Genomic DNA, 14653 nt, shown 5'->3' with positions numbered 1-14653 from the left:
ATCGACTTGCCAGCCTTCTCATGGAGCATGTCGGTTGTGCATCGCGGCTCGACGTCTCGCCGCTTGACTTTTCACGCCTGGTGGAGAATTCCAAGGCCGAAGCGAGCGACGAGTCAGGCGGGTTTCTTCTCCAGGAGCACCCCGCATTCGCAGTGATGGGTCCAGGGAAACTGATCGAACAGGGCGAAACGGGCGATGCGATGGGTGCGACACAAGGTCTCCAGGTTGCGCTCCAACGTATCCGGGTTGCATGAAATATAGACGATTCGCGAATACTCGCTCAGCTGACGGCAGCTCGCCTCGTCGAGACCGGCACGGGGCGGATCCACCAGCACGGTGGAAAAGTCGTAGTCTTCGAGCGTCATGTCCGTCACTCGACGCCCCCCCTTGTCGCCACGCAGCGCTGCGGCAAATTCCTCGGCCGACATGCGCCCGACCTCGGCGTTGTCGATGGCGTTGGCCGCCAGGTTCTCACGCGCGCTGGCCACCGAAGTCCGCGAGATCTCGGTGGCCAGTACACGGCGAAAGTTCTCGGCCAGGGCAATGGTGAAGTTGCCGTTGCCGCAATAGAGTTCGACCAGGTCGCGTGCCTGGCTGCCACGCGTCACGTCTCGTGCCCAGGCCAGCATGGCACGGCTGATCTCGGCGTTGGGCTGGGTGAAGCTGTTCTCCACCTGCTGATAACGGAAGGCGCGACCGTCCACCTCCAGCCGCTCCCAGACGTGATCGCGCTCAAGCACCAGACGCTGCTTGCGCGAACGGCCGATAATGCAGACGTTCAGACGCTCCTGGAGCCGCCGCGCCTCGATCTCCCAGGCGTCATCCAGCGGACGGTGATAGATCAGGGTAACCAGTGCCTCGCCCGAAAGCGTGGTCAGGAATTCGACCTGAAACAGCCGGCGACGCAGCACATCGTTCTCGAGCAACGCCTCGCGCAATCGCGGCATCAGTTCGTTGATGCGCCGGCTTGCCACCGGATAGTCGTCGAGGCGAATCACTCGCTTCCTCTTCGGGTCGTCGGGGTCGACCTCGAACATGGCGTAGTAGAGATCATCCCCCTCGTGCCACAAGCGGAACTCGCAGCGCTGACGATAGTGGCTCGGGGGTGAGGGAAAGACCTCCAATGCCGGTGGCGAAAATCGTCCGAATTGATGGGCGACTCGCTCGTGCTTGGCCGCGAGTTGCGCGTCGTAGCGAGCGGGTTCGACAACGGGAATGGACACGGCGGCTCCTGTCGTATACGTAAGCGAGAAACGGGTGCTCAACCGACCGTCAACAACTGCGGCTCGGTAAAACCAAAGGGGGAGACTGCCCGCGCCAGCCTGGCATCGGGCGACGTCGCCAGGCTGCGGTCTTTCTCATGCCGCAGGGGCGCCGTGTCCAATACCTGTACCGTGCGCTTGGCGATGGCATCGCTGGAATCGACCAGCTGGATCTTGCGCGGGGCCGCGGCGGCAATCCGCTCTCTCAGAAGGGGGAAGTGAGTGCAGCCGAGCACCACGGTATCGAGGTCCTGATGCTGCCATAGCGGCGCGGTGACCGCACGGATCACGTCAGGATCGGGGGCATCGCCGGCCAGCATTCGCTCGGCCTCTTTGACCAGCGAATCAGCGGCGACCCGGGTGACTCGGCAACCGGCGGCGAATGCCTCGATCAAGCGATCGGTATAGGGGCGCGACACAGTGGCACTGGTCGCCAACAAGCCGATATGCCGGCTGCGGCTCAATGCAGCGGCCGGCTTGATCGCCGGCACGGTGCCCACCACGGGAATCGTCAGGCGTGCCCGCAGCGCATCCAGGGCCAGCGTGCTGGCGGTATTGCAGGCCACGACCAGCACGCTGCAACCGCTGACGGAAACGGCGGCATCGCATACCGCCAGGATGCGCTCGACGAGCCAAGCGTCCGGGCGCGTACCGTATGGCAGCATGGCGTTGTCGCAGGCATAGACCAGCGCGACATCGGGCAACCGCTGGCGCATCGGCGGGACGACCGACAGGCCGCCGACGCCTGAATCGAAGATCAGTATCGGGCCGGGCATGACGAAACGGCTCTCATGAGGATCGCTCGGCTGCTGCAAAAGCCGTCATTCTAACAGCAAGCCGAGCGACCTGAAGCCTTCATCTGCCGGCAGTCATGCCGCCGTTTCGGGAGCCTGGGTCTCGCGCAGTTCGGCGTAGAGCTCGGGATACGCTTCCTGGAGCCGCTCCAGCTTGGCCGAGGCGCCGTCGGGGAGCGCGTCGGTCAACCATTCCATGTCGCGATCGCCGAAATGCTCGCGGAGCAGCGGGAACAGCAGTTCCCGTTCATCGCGAAGATAGTTGCGATGTGCGATGAGATAGGCACTGAGGTCCTCGGTGAAGCGATCCATCGGGATCACGGCGTCCATCAGGATCATGTCGATGTCGTCGGAAAGGCGTATCAGGCGCTTGCGCAGGGCCTGGTAGTCGCTGGACAGACGCTCGGTCAGCTCCCTGCACTCCGGCGCCAGCTCCTGGAGGCGCTGTGAGCAGATGCGCTCGAGTGGCACGGTAAAATCTTCCATGTAGCCGAGAATGTAGTCGACCACCTCCCGAACGAGCTGGAAGTTGGGCCGTTCACCGGCTGCCAGGGCTTTTTGCTTGAGCTGAAGGACGTGCAACATGCGCGCCATGTTGGCATGATCCTGACGCAGCTGAGTCAGCATGGGCATGTCGAGGCCTCCTCTATGCGATGAGCGGGTATAGTGGTTGGATTCGCGGGACAGAAGCAGGTTCAGTCTTGCCGATGCAAAGATACGGCGTGAAAGGCAGGATGCTGTATCCACCGTAGACCCTTTGATCCGATCCCGCACATCGCCCAAGGTCGTATTGACGATCTTCGGCATTGCAATGCAGCACAAGGAGAGAATCCTCATGGATCTGTTTGGCCAGGCGCCCGACGCTTCCGCACCGCTGGCCTATCGCATGCGGCCTCGCCGCCTGGAGGATTATGTGGGTCAGCAGGCCCTGGTGGGCACGGGCAAGCCCCTGCGCCGCATGGCCGAGACCGGTACCGTGCGTTCGATGATCCTCTGGGGACCACCCGGCACCGGGAAAACCACTTTGGCCGAGATTCTGGCCGAGGAGTCCGGCGCCCACCTGGAACGGCTCTCGGCGGTCATGGCGGGTGTCAAGGATATCCGCGCCGCCGTGGACCGGGCCCGCGCCATGCAGGCGCAGGGCCGCCCCACCCTGCTGTTTCTCGACGAGATCCACCGACTCAACAAGAGCCAGCAGGATGCCCTGCTGCCGCATGTGGAATCGGGCCTGCTGACGCTGATCGGCGCCACCACCGAAAACCCCTCCTTCGAGGTCAATTCGGCGTTGCTTTCGCGCGCCCGGGTCTATGTGCTGAAGTCGCTGGAGGAGGCCGAGCTGGTCGAAGTGATGCGTCGCGCGCTGAGCGACCGTGAGCGGGGCCTCGGCGAACGTCGTATCGCCGTTGAGTGGGACATTCTGGCCACGCTTGCCCGCGCTGCGGCCGGCGATGCCCGGCGCGCCCTGGGGCTGCTGGAAACCGCCTGCGATTTCACCCAGGCCGAGGCCGACGGTGAACGCCTGGACCGCAGCGCGCTGGAAGCGGTGATAGGGCATCAAGCCAGCGCCTTCGACAAGCAGGGCGACCATTACTACGATCTGCTTTCGGCGATTCATAAATCGGTGCGCTCGTCACGCCAGGATGCCGCCCTGCTCTACATGGCCCGTTTCATCCAGGGAGGAGGCGATCCGCTCGACGTCATTCGCCGGCTGGCGGCGATCGCCTCCGAGGATGTCGGTAACGCCGACCCGCGCGCCCTGCCCCTGGTCATGGCGGCCTGGGATGCCTATCTTCGGCTGGGCGACCATGAGGGCCAGCGCGCCATCGCCCACGCCGCCATTCACCTCTCCATCGCCCCCAAGAGCCATGCCATCGACCAAGCCTGGAAGCGGGCCAAGGCATTCGTGGCCGCCCAGCCGCGCCTGGAGGTTCCCACTTACCTGCGCAACGCCCCGACCAAGCTGATGGAGTCGTTGGGCCATGGTCACGGCTACCGCTACGCCCATAGCGAGCCGGATGGCTATCCGGCGGGCAGCGCCCACGACTGCTGGCCCGAGGGCCTGCCCCACGAGGCTTTCTACCAACCCAGCGAGCACGGCCAGGAGAAGCGTTACGCCCAGTTGATGGCCTGGCGCGCCGAACTGGATGTCCGGGCCGACCAAGGGCGAGAAAACGAGTAGCGCCTACCGGAAACGACAGCGCCGCCAGAAGGCGGCACCGGACGAAGCGGAAGGCGCGGTCAGTACGTGTCGCGAATCACGTCGGCCCCATCGGGAACCTCGAAGGCGAAGCGGTCGTCGTCGATGTTCTGGTTCATGCGGACGTCGCTGAATTCAATGGCGGTCTGCTGGCCGGTGCTGTCGATCATCTGTAGCGCCGCGAGCCGCTGGCCGCGGAAGGTCATCTGCAGCTCCTCGAACAGGGTATCGGCTGACTTCGGCACCAGCCGGAAAGTCTCGTTGTCGCCCTGCTGCTGGTGCGACACCTCGTAACTCTCGGTCAGTTCATCGGTCCTGCCGGAAAGCAGCAGCGCCGGGGTATGGGTGACACGCTGGTCCAGTTCCTGCACGGTGACCTGCTCGAGGTCGGGGTCGTAGAGATAGACTTCGCTACCGTCGGAAACCACTTCCTGCTGGTAGGGCGCGTCCACTTCCCAGCGGAACTTGCCGGGCCGCGACAGCCACATCCGACCTTTGGCCTGCTGCAGGCGCTCGCCACTGGCATTGAGGATCAGCTGCTCGAAGCGTGCCTCGTAGGTTTCCAGCGGCTCCAGGATACGCGTCAGGCGATCGGCGCCCTCGTTGGCCAAGGCGGCAACGGGCACGGCGATCGTCACGGCCAGTGCGGCTAGGGTCTTCTTTATGCTCATTACGCTCATCTATCTCTCCCTGGGCGGGTTCCGGATGGATCCTGTCCTTCGGACCCGTTACGTGCCGGCAGGTTGCGCTCCCGCCGGCGCTTTCACGGTTGCTGCATGGTTGTCGCCCGAAGCCGACGCTGTCGTCAGTTCCCTACCGGGGGAGGCGCCAGCACTTCGCGCCCCCCGTTGGTGCCCATGGAAGACACCACGCCGGCCGCCTCCATGGCTTCCACCAGGCGTGCGGCACGGTTGTAGCCAATCTTGAAGCGACGTTGCACCGCCGAGATGGAGGCGCGACGGCTCTCGGTGACGAACTGCACCGCCTCGTCGTAGAGCGCGTCCTGCTCGGCATCGCCGCCCTCGCCACCGGCGTCGGCTTCGAGTCCGGTCAAGGCATCGGCCGAAACGCCTCCCGAGAGGATCTCCTCGATGTACTCCGGCTCGCCTCGACGCTTCCAGTCCTCCACCACTCGATGCACCTCGTCGTCATCGACGAAGGCACCATGGACCCGGGTGGGCAGTCCCGAGCCCGCCGGCAGATAGAGCATGTCGCCGTGGCCCAGCAGGTTCTCGGCGCCCCCCTGATCGAGAATGGTGCGCGAATCGACGCGCGACGACACCTGGAAGGCCATGCGCGTGGGAATGTTGGCCTTGATCAGGCCGGTGACCACGTCCACCGAGGGCCGCTGGGTCGCCAGAATCAGATGAATGCCGGCCGCCCGCGCCTTTTGCGCCAAGCGTGCGATGAGTTCCTCGACCTTCTTGCCGACGATCATGAACATATCGGCGAACTCGTCGATCACCACCACGATGTAGGGCAGCTTCTCCAGCACGGGCGGCGGTTCGTGCATCTCCCAGGGCTGCGGCTCCCACAGCGGATCGGCGACCTGGGCACCGGCGCGCTCGGCCTCTTCGAGCTTGCCGTTGAAACCGGCGATGTTGCGCACCCCCATGGCGGCCATCAGCTTGTATCGACGCTCCATTTCGGCCACGCACCAGCGCAGCGCGTTGGCGGCCTCCTTCATGTCGGTCACCACCGGCGCCAGCAGATGCGGGATGCCGTCGTAGACCGAGAGCTCCAGCATCTTGGGATCGACCATGATCAGGCGCAGCTCCTCGGGTGTGGCCTTGAGCAGCATCGAGATCAGCATGGCGTTGACCCCCACCGACTTGCCCGAACCGGTGGTGCCGGCCACGAGCAGATGCGGCATCTTGCCCAGATTGGCGACCACCGGGCCACCGCCGATGTCCTGCCCCAGCGCCAGAGTCAGCGCAGAGGCCTCCTGCTGGTAGCGATCGGAATCGATTACCTCACGCAGTCGGATCATCGCCCGGTGCGGATTGGGAATCTCGATGCCCACCGTGGGGCGCCCCGGGATCACTTCGACCACGCGCACGCTCTTGACCATCAGAGAGCGTGCCAGGTCCTTGGCCAGGTTGCTGATCTTCGACACTTTCACGCCGGCGGCGGGCTTGATCTCGAAGCGGGTGATCACCGGTCCCGGCCAGGTGTGCACCACCTCGGCCTTGACGCCATACTCGCGCAGGCGGGTCTCCAGCAATTCCGCCATATCGGCCAGCTGTGCCTCGGTATAGTTCTGCTGGTGCGGCTCCGGCGGCGTGAGCAGGCGCAGGCTGGGCAGCTCGCCGTCCGGCTCCGGCATGTCATCGAGCACGGGACGCTGGCTCTGCAGATGCTCCACGGTCCACAGCGCAGGACCATTCGGTTCGGCCGCCGCAGCGCGAGCCTGCTCGGCGGTGGCAAATCGTCCAGGCTGTGGCTCGCCTGGGCCGTCATCGATGACGTTTTCCTCGCCGGAGCCAAGCCGTTCCGCTTCCGATATCTCATGCCAGGCACGCAGACCTTCGGCCTGGTCGACGTCGTGCGGCGCAGCCGTTTCCACCGGCTTCGTCATCCGGGGCTCGCCCTCATCGGCGCCGGGCCGGGCCTCATGGCGAGCGTCGTCTCGCTCGCGCGAATCGTCACCGATCTCGCCCCAGCTCAGGCGAGGCTCCTGCGCATCGACCGGCTCTGCGGGCTGCCAGTCGCCAAGTCCCGGTTCGTGCCGTGTCGTCTCGCGCTCTCCCGCCACGGTCGCATGCGACGCGCCTGGCCTCGAAGCCAGTCCGGGAGCGCCCCTTTCCTTCGTTTCTTCGGCCTCGGCCCGGCTCGCCGCGCGTGCCACTTCCGATGCCGCGGTACGGGCCTCTTCATCATCCGTCGCCCGGAGCGGCATGGCGCCGGACGTGGTCGGCTCATCGTGGCGGTTCGCCTTCAACGCACCGGCGGAGGCGAAAGGTGCGGCCTCGCGCGCGGCCCCCAGGCTCGGCTCCGGCGGCGCCACCGATGTCGGCGTCGGCCGAGGTGGGGCGACCTCTGGCCGTGTGGGCTTCGGCTCGGCCTGATGGGCGCTGTAGGCCGCCTCGGGTCGCTTCGCCGACGGTGTTCGCTCGGGCACGTCCCAAGGAATCTCCGTATCGCCGTCATCGCCGAATTCCGCGGCCAGGCTAGGGTCCCGCGGTGGGGAAGCGACAGCGTCACGACGACGCCAGAAGCGCCAGCGACGGCGCGGCGCGGCAGCAACTGGCTCGCTTGCCGTCTCTTCCTCCGCCGGGATGCCGTCATCGTTCCAGTGCGGTTCGTGGCGACCGCGTACCAGCCCGAACGGGGCTGCCGCCCAGCGCCACAGACGCAGGAAGCGATGGCCGAGTTCATCCATCACCGCCAGCCAGGACTGGCCGGTGAAGAGCGGGAAGCCGCACAGCATGGCCGCGACGGCCAGCAGGCCCGTGCCGCCCGATTCGACCAGCGGCACCAGCGCACCGACCAGCCCTTCCCCCAGGATGCCGCCCGACGCGTAGGGCAACACGCTGTCGGGATGATAGAAATGTAGCGCCCCGAGAGTCGTCGTTCCCAGCAGCAGCAGCACCAGGCCGCCCAGGCGCACGGCCACGGCCGTGGCGTCCCATTCGATGCGCACCTTGCGCGTACGGATCAGCCACCAACCAGCGAAACCCAGCATGCCGGGCCACCACAGGGCGCTGGCACCGAACAGCGAATAGAGCATGTCGGCCAACCAGGCACCGAACGGCCCCATCCAGTTGGCCACCTCGGTTTCCGGACCGCGGTGGGACCAGCCGGGATCGGAGGGCTGATAGCTGAACAACGCCAACAGCAGAAACACACAGGCCGCCAACAGGAGAATGATGGCCCCTTCCCGAGCCGCACCGTGCAGGTGGAGCCCCCGGCGCTCGGTCGGCTGCTGGGCGTCCTCCGCCGACACGCGTCCCGGCGCGCTCTTTTCCTTTGCACTCAACTCGCCAACCCCCTCGCACCGCACGCGACGGTGCCTCTTCTGAACTTGCCGTATCCGAAATGGATTCAGCCGCCATCATACCGGGAGTGAAGCCACCGGCACAGGGGCCACGAAGGCAGTTGAGCCGAGGCGACTCCGGCGTCAGACTAACGTCAACCAAGCCGACGAGGATTACCGTTGCATGCTGCCCTGGCTTCCCGAACGCCCGGTGCGTTTTCCACCCATCTCGCAGGCCCTGCGGGATCCCGACGGTTTGCTGGCAGCCGGGGGTGGACTGACGCCGGAGTGGCTGCTGGCCGCCTATCGACACGGCATCTTCCCCTGGTTCAGTGACGACCAGCCGATCCTCTGGTGGTCTCCCGACCCGAGGATGGTGCTCTTTCCCGATGAGTTGCGTATCTCCCGTAGCCTGGCCAAGCGGTTGCGCAACGGCGCCTTTCGGATCACTTTCAACCGCGATTTCGAGGCCGTGGTCGCGGCCTGCGCCGCGCCGCGACAGGGCCAGCCCGGCACCTGGATCACCGACGGGATGCACGAAGCCTATGTCGCCCTGTATCGCCTGGGCTACGCCCGCTCGGTGGAGGTATGGCACGACGCGCGGTTGGTGGGGGGGCTCTACGGCGTGGCCATGGGGCCGGTGTTCTTCGGCGAATCGATGTTCTCCCGCACGAGCGATGCCTCGAAGGTCGCCCTGGTTCACTTGGTGAAGGCCATGCGCGCCGGAGGTAGCCGCTTGATCGATTGCCAGATGCATACCCGCCATCTCGCCAGCCTCGGCGCGCGCGATATCGCCCGCGCCGAGTTCATCAACTATCTTGAGAATTGCCTGGCGACACGGGATTCGACGGACGGCCACCCGCTGCCCTGTTGGCCGCTGCCCGACGATCCCGTGCGAATCGAGACACTGTCCGCACTCAATTAGGAGGCGATCCACGTGAGCAGCAATGCGCCTCATCATCCGATTCGGGATCTGCGCTTCTTCCTGACGGTGCCCCACGCTTGCAGCTATCTAGAGAACCGCGAGGCCACCACACTGTTTCTCGACCCCCAGGAATCCCATGGCCAGGGCGTCTACGATTCGCTGGCCCTGCTGGGTTTCAGGCGAAGCGGGCGCCATCTCTATCGTCCTCATTGCGAGGGCTGCAACGCCTGCCAATCGGTGCGCATACCGGTCGACGACTTCCAGCCCCGTCGCAGCCAGCGCCGTGTCGCCAAACGCAACGACGATCTGCGGCTGATCGAGCGCCCTGCGCTGTTCGATGACGAACATTACGCACTTTACGAGCGCTACATCGAGGTCCGCCACAGCGACGGCGACATGTACCCGCCGAGCCAGGAGCAGTACCGCACCTTTCTAACCCTCGACGAGCCCTACGCGCGCCTGCTCGAATTTCGTCTCGGCAATCGATTGCTGGCGGTGTCCGCCTTCGACCGGCTGGAACACGGCCTGTCGGCGATCTATACCTTCTTCGATCCATCAGCCGAATGGCAACGCCGCTCACTCGGTACCTACGCCGTGCTAAGCCTGGTGAACGAGGCCTATCGACAGGGGTTACCCCATGTCTACCTGGGCTATTGGATAGAAGAGTGCCGCAAGATGTCCTACAAGGAAGCCTATCGGCCGCTGGAAGTGCTCGAAGGCCGCCACTGGCGCCGCCTTCTGCCCATGATCGCCCTGGCATAGCAAGGCGCGCTTTGCCTTGACGCCCGGCTTGCGGCACAATATCGCGCTATCGTATAAACGGGCGTCGTTTTTTCACGCCCCTTTCTTGCATGCCTGACGTCGCGCAGGGCGACGTCGCATCGACACCATCAGCGAGGAACCGCCTATATGGCACGTGAAGACCATATCGAAATGGAAGGCGTCGTCGTCGATACCCTCCCCAACACGACGTTTCGCGTCGAACTGGAGAACGGCCACGTCGTGACCGCGCATATTTCGGGCAAGATGCGCAAGAATTACATCCGCATCCTCACCGGCGACAAGGTCAAGGTCGAGTTGACTCCGTACGACCTGACCAAGGGCCGCATCGTCTACCGCTCGCGCTGATTCCTGCCTCGAGCGCCGCAGCGGCCCCGCCGGGGCGTAAACGACAACGCCCCGTCCGGAGGCAGGGCGCTGTGTGTCCACGTCGAGGCTCGTCGGATCAGGGCGCGTCGGCCATCTCCGCCTCCGTGGAAAGATGCAGTTCGCCATCCTCCACCGTGACGTGCACCACCCCACCGTGTTCGGATAGCTCTCCGAACAGGATGAGTTCAGCCAGCGGCTTCTTGAGTTTCTCCTGGATCAGCCTGGCCATGGGACGTGCGCCCATGCTCGGATCGTAGCCCTGCTCGGCCAGCCAGTCGCGAGCCACCACGTCGACATCCAACTGGACCCGCTTCTCGTCGAGCTGCGCCTGCAGCTCCACCAGAAACTTGTCCACCACGCTGCGCACCACCGAGGTGGGCAGGGAATGGAACTGGATGATGCCATCCAGGCGGTTGCGGAATTCCGGCGAGAAAGTCTTGCGAATCACTTCCATCGCATCGGTGGAATGATCCTGGGTCTGGAAGCCGATGGAGCGGCGCGCCTGCTGCTCGGCCCCGGCATTCGAGGTCATGATCACGATCACGTGACGGAAATCCGCTTCGCGGCCATTGTTGTCGGTCAGGCGTCCGTGGTCCATTACCTGCAGCAGCAGGTTGAAGACCTCGGGATGCGCCTTCTCGATCTCGTCGAGCAGGAGCACGCAGTGGGGCTGTTTGGTGATTGCCTCGGTCAACAGTCCGCCCTGGTCGTAACCGACATAACCCGGAGGGGCGCCGATCAGCCGCGACACGGTGTGCCGTTCCATGTATTCCGACATATCGAAACGCACCAGCTCGATCCCCATGATCCGGGCCAACTGACGTGCCACCTCGGTCTTGCCCACCCCGGTGGGGCCGGCGAAGAGGAAGCTACCTACCGGCTTGTCAGGCGACTTGAGCCCGGCGCGCGACAGCTTGATGGCGGCGGAAAGGCTATCGATCGCCTCGTCCTGGCCGAACACCAGCATCTTGAGGTCGCGATCGAGATTTTCGAGCAGCTTGCGGTCGGAACTGGAGACGCTCTTCGGCGGAATCCGCGCAATGGAGGCTACCACCGCCTCGACCTGATCGACGTCAATGGTCTCGACCCGCACCTCGGGCGGCAGCAGCCGCTGATGGGCGCCGGCCTCGTCAATCACGTCGATGGCCTTGTCGGGCAGGTGGCGATCGTTGATGTAGCGATCCGCCAGCCGCGCGGCGCTCTCCAGGGCGGCATCGGTATACTTGAGGCGATGGTGCTCCTCGAAACGCGAGCGCAACCCCTTGAGGATACGAATGGTGTCGTCCACCGAGGGCGCCATGACATCCACTTTCTGGAACCGGCGCGCCAGCGCGCGATCCTTCTCGAAGATGCCGCGAAATTCCTGGAAGGTGGTGGAACCGATGCAGCGCAGCTCACCCGAAGACAGCAGCGGCTTGAGCAGATTGGAGGCGTCCATCACACCGCCCGAGGCCGCCCCGGCGCCGATCACCGTATGGATCTCATCGATGAACAGAATGGCGTTGGGCTGCTTCTTGAGCTCTGCCAGCAGGCTCTTGAGCCGCTTCTCGAAGTCGCCGCGATACTTGGTGCCTGCGAGCAGCGCGCCCATGTCGAGCGCATAGACCACGGCGTCGCCGATCACCTCGGGAACATCCTCCTCGACGACCCGCTTGGCCAGCCCTTCGGCGATGGCGGTCTTGCCGACACCGGCTTCGCCCACCAGCAGCGGGTTGTTCTTGCGCCGCCGCGCCAGGATCTGGATGACCCGCTCCAGCTCATGCTCACGTCCGATCAGCGGATCGATCTTGCCCATCCGGGCCTGCTCGTTGAGATTGGTGGCATAGCCGGTCAGCGGGTTGGCGCTGGATTCGCCACCGCCCTCCTCGGCCTCCTCGGCATCGCTAGGCGACGAGGAGGGGTTCTGGCCATGGCCAGCCACCTTGGAGATGCCGTGAGCGATGTAGTTGACGGCATCGACTCGCGCCACGTTCTGCTGTTTCAGGAAATAGACCGCCTGGCTCTCCTGCTCGGAGAAGATGGCGACCAGTACGTTGGCCCCGGTGACTTCGCTCTTGCCGGAGGACTGCACGTGGAATACGGCACGCTGCAACACGCGCTGGAAGCCCAGTGTCGGCTGCGTCTCGCGATCGCTCTGATCCTCGGGAATCAGAGGCGTGGTGGAATTGATGAAATCCTGCAGGTCGGACCGCAACTTATCGAGGTTGGCCCCGCAGGCTCTCAACACGTCTGCCGCTGATGCGTTATCGAGCAATGCCAGCAGCAGGTGCTCCACGGTCATGAATTCGTGACGCTTGGAGCGTGCCACGGTAAATGCCGTGTTCAGGGTCAGTTCAAGTTCTTTGCTCAGCATGGCAGTCCCCTTCTCGCCGCTTAGGGCTTGCATCGGATCTTTCATGGTCCGGCATCTTCAACATCGGGCACAAACGCTGCCGTTGCAAGTCTCTTCCTCAACGACTGCCATTCCTACCCCGTCTCGAGCATGACCGGGAAATCAGTCCGCCGCCTCGATATCGCTGAGCAGCGGATGCTGACACTCTCTTGCATATTGATTGACCTGATGACTTTTGGTTTCCGCGATGTCACGGGTGAAGATGCCGCAGGTGGCCCTGCCTTGGGTATGTACCGTCAGCATCACCTGAACCGCGGTCTCGCTGTCCATGTGGAAAAAGCTCTGCAGCACCTCCACCACGAATTCCATGGGGGTGTAGTCATCGTTGTGCAGCACCACCTTGTACATGGGCGGACGTGCCACCTCGGGATCCGACGACTGGACCGCCAGATCACCGTCGTCTTCCTCCTCTGGGCGTGTCGGCCGCGTCATGCCTGACATGGTATCGACCGACTCCCACTCGCTCGGGTCGTCTTTCTTGAACATAAAAGCCACACACCGTCTCGACAAGCCTTCCACACCAGCGTTTCTGCATCGCTTAGACGCCGTGTGGTCGACAGGGTTCAGGTTAGCATGCAAAAGGCCCCCGACCGCCAAGCGGACGGGGGCCCCGGATGGTTCGCCGGCCTGCTTACATGTTGTCAGCGACGGCCTGACCGAACTCGGAGCACTTCAGAAGCTTGGCATCGTCCATCAGGCGATGGAAGTCGTAGGTGACCTCGCCCTTGGAAATCGCCTTCTCCATACCCTTCAGCACCAGATCGGCGGCCTCGACCCAACCCATATGACGCAGCATCATCTCAGCGGAGAGAATCAGCGAGCCGGGGTTCACCTTGTCCTGGCCGGCGTACTTCGGCGCGGTGCCGTGGGTAGCCTCGAACATGGCCACGGCGTCGGCCAGGTTGGCGCCCGGCGCGATGCCGATGCCGCCCACTTCGGCCGCCAGGGCGTCGGAGAGGTAGTCACCGTTGAGGTTCAGCGTGGCGATGACGTCATACTCGGCCGGACGCAGCAGGATCTGCTGCAGCATGGCGTCGGCGATGACGTCCTTGACCACGATGTTCTTGCCGGTCTTGGGGCTCTTGAACTGCATCCACGGGCCGCCGTCGAGGAGCTCGGCACCAAACTCCTCCTTGGCCAGCTCGTAACCCCAATCCTTGAAGGAACCTTCGGTGAACTTCATGATGTTACCCTTGTGCACCAGGGTCACCGACTCGCGGTCGTTGTCCACGGCGTACTGCAGGGCCTGACGCACCAGGCGCTTGGTGCCTTCCACGGAAACCGGCTTGACGCCGATGCCGCAGTTTTCGGGGAAACGGATATTGGTGACTCCCATCTCCTCGCGCAGGAACTTGATCACCTTGTCGGCTTCGGCGGTACCCGCCTTCCATTCGATGCCGGCGTAGATATCCTCGGAGTTCTCGCGGAAAATCACCATGTCGACATCGGCGGGCTTCTTGACCGGGCTCGGCACGCCCTCGAACCAGCGCACAGGACGCAGGCAGGTGTAGAGGTCGAGTTTCTGACGCAGGGCCACGTTCAGGGAGCGAATGCCACCGCCCACGGGAGTCGTCAGCGGCCCCTTGATGGAAACCACGTAGTCCTTGACGGCTTCGAGGGTCTCTTCCGGCAGCCAGGTGTCGGGGTCATAAACCTGAGTGGCCTTCTCACCGGCGTAGACTTCCATCCAGTGGATCTTGCGCTCGCCGTTGTAGGCCTTCTGCACGGCGGCATTGATGGCAATCTTCATGGCCGGCGTCACGTCGACGCCGATACCGTCACCCTCGATGAACGGGATGATCGGATTGTTCGGCACGTTCAGGGTGTTGTCGGCGTTGACGGTAATCTTCTCGCCGCCTTCAGGGACGACAATTTTCTGGAACCCCATTGAGAACTCCCCTGTATGGTCTGTTCAGTGGAGCGCGGAGTATAGCATTCACCCGGACTCTCGGAGTAGG

General features: G+C 64.2%; 12 protein-coding genes and 1 pseudogene. 4 read left to right on the top strand and 9 right to left on the bottom strand.

Features of this window, described 5'->3' with window-relative positions; genetic code table 11:
* Window positions 1-113 precede the first annotated feature (113 nt).
* The 3 genes from trmA to F0A17_RS14240 all read right to left on the bottom strand — a co-directional run bounded on the left by trmA (window position 114) and on the right by F0A17_RS14240 (window position 2683).
* Entirely contained in the window at window positions 114-1223 is a 1110-nt protein-coding gene (gene trmA, locus F0A17_RS14250) for a tRNA (uridine(54)-C5)-methyltransferase TrmA (protein WP_149329016.1), read from the bottom strand.
* Between the two features lie 38 nt (window positions 1224-1261).
* Complete coding sequence (gene murI / locus F0A17_RS14245) at window positions 1262-2038, bottom strand: glutamate racemase (RefSeq protein WP_149329015.1); 777 nt, start codon at window positions 2036-2038, stop codon at window positions 1262-1264.
* 93 nt (window positions 2039-2131) lie between these two features.
* The gene (locus tag F0A17_RS14240; protein WP_149329237.1) at window positions 2132-2683 is read right to left on the bottom strand and encodes a hemerythrin domain-containing protein; all 552 of its coding nucleotides are present in this window, start codon (window positions 2681-2683) and stop codon (window positions 2132-2134) included.
* A 208-nt stretch (window positions 2684-2891) separates the two neighbouring features.
* On the opposite strand from F0A17_RS14240, the gene F0A17_RS14235 reads away from it, so the two are divergent.
* Window positions 2892-4235 carry a replication-associated recombination protein A gene (locus tag F0A17_RS14235; RefSeq protein WP_149329014.1) on the top strand — a complete coding sequence of 448 codons (1344 nt, stop codon included), beginning with the start codon at window positions 2892-2894 and terminating at the stop codon, window positions 4233-4235.
* Between the two features lie 59 nt (window positions 4236-4294).
* Here the strand turns inward: F0A17_RS14235 and lolA are convergent, their stop codons facing one another.
* From lolA to F0A17_RS21060, 3 genes and pseudogenes are all read right to left on the bottom strand, one after another.
* A complete protein-coding gene (gene lolA / locus F0A17_RS14230; protein WP_149329236.1) occupies window positions 4295-4924 on the bottom strand; it encodes an outer membrane lipoprotein chaperone LolA in 630 nt (209 codons plus the stop codon).
* 134 nt (window positions 4925-5058) lie between these two features.
* The gene (locus F0A17_RS14225; RefSeq protein ID WP_459076711.1) at window positions 5059-7635 is read right to left on the bottom strand and encodes a DNA translocase FtsK; all 2577 of its coding nucleotides are present in this window, start codon (window positions 7633-7635) and stop codon (window positions 5059-5061) included.
* 45 nt (window positions 7636-7680) lie between these two features.
* Window positions 7681-8100: pseudogene (locus F0A17_RS21060) on the bottom strand (DNA translocase FtsK 4TM domain-containing protein); the annotation flags it as partial.
* Between the two features lie 313 nt (window positions 8101-8413).
* On the opposite strand from F0A17_RS21060, the gene aat reads away from it, so the two are divergent.
* From aat to infA, 3 genes are all read left to right on the top strand, one after another.
* The gene (gene aat / locus F0A17_RS14220; protein WP_149329012.1) at window positions 8414-9154 is read left to right on the top strand and encodes a leucyl/phenylalanyl-tRNA--protein transferase; all 741 of its coding nucleotides are present in this window, start codon (window positions 8414-8416) and stop codon (window positions 9152-9154) included.
* Window positions 9155-9166: 12 nt separating this feature from the next.
* Entirely contained in the window at window positions 9167-9916 is a 750-nt protein-coding gene (locus F0A17_RS14215) for an arginyltransferase (protein ID WP_149329011.1), read from the top strand.
* A gap of 147 nt (window positions 9917-10063) precedes the next feature.
* Complete coding sequence (gene infA, locus F0A17_RS14210; RefSeq protein ID WP_010627817.1) at window positions 10064-10282, top strand: translation initiation factor IF-1; 219 nt, start codon at window positions 10064-10066, stop codon at window positions 10280-10282.
* Window positions 10283-10379: 97 nt separating this feature from the next.
* On the opposite strand, the gene clpA is transcribed toward infA, so the two are convergent.
* The 3 genes from clpA to icd all read right to left on the bottom strand — a co-directional run bounded on the left by clpA (window position 10380) and on the right by icd (window position 14583).
* Window positions 10380-12656: an ATP-dependent Clp protease ATP-binding subunit ClpA gene (clpA, locus tag F0A17_RS14205; protein ID WP_149329010.1), complete on the bottom strand. Its 2277-nt coding sequence runs from the start codon at window positions 12654-12656 to the stop codon at window positions 10380-10382.
* 141 nt (window positions 12657-12797) lie between these two features.
* Window positions 12798-13181: an ATP-dependent Clp protease adapter ClpS gene (clpS, locus tag F0A17_RS14200; RefSeq protein WP_149329009.1), complete on the bottom strand. Its 384-nt coding sequence runs from the start codon at window positions 13179-13181 to the stop codon at window positions 12798-12800.
* A 145-nt stretch (window positions 13182-13326) separates the two neighbouring features.
* Entirely contained in the window at window positions 13327-14583 is a 1257-nt protein-coding gene (gene icd, locus F0A17_RS14195; protein ID WP_149329008.1) for an NADP-dependent isocitrate dehydrogenase, read from the bottom strand.
* Between the last annotated feature and the right edge of the window lie 70 nt (window positions 14584-14653).

The organism is Billgrantia pellis (assembly GCF_008297955.1).
Taxonomy (GTDB): Bacteria; Pseudomonadota; Gammaproteobacteria; order Pseudomonadales; family Halomonadaceae; genus Halomonas; species Halomonas pellis.
This window is presented reverse-complemented; position numbering and strand designations above follow the sequence as displayed.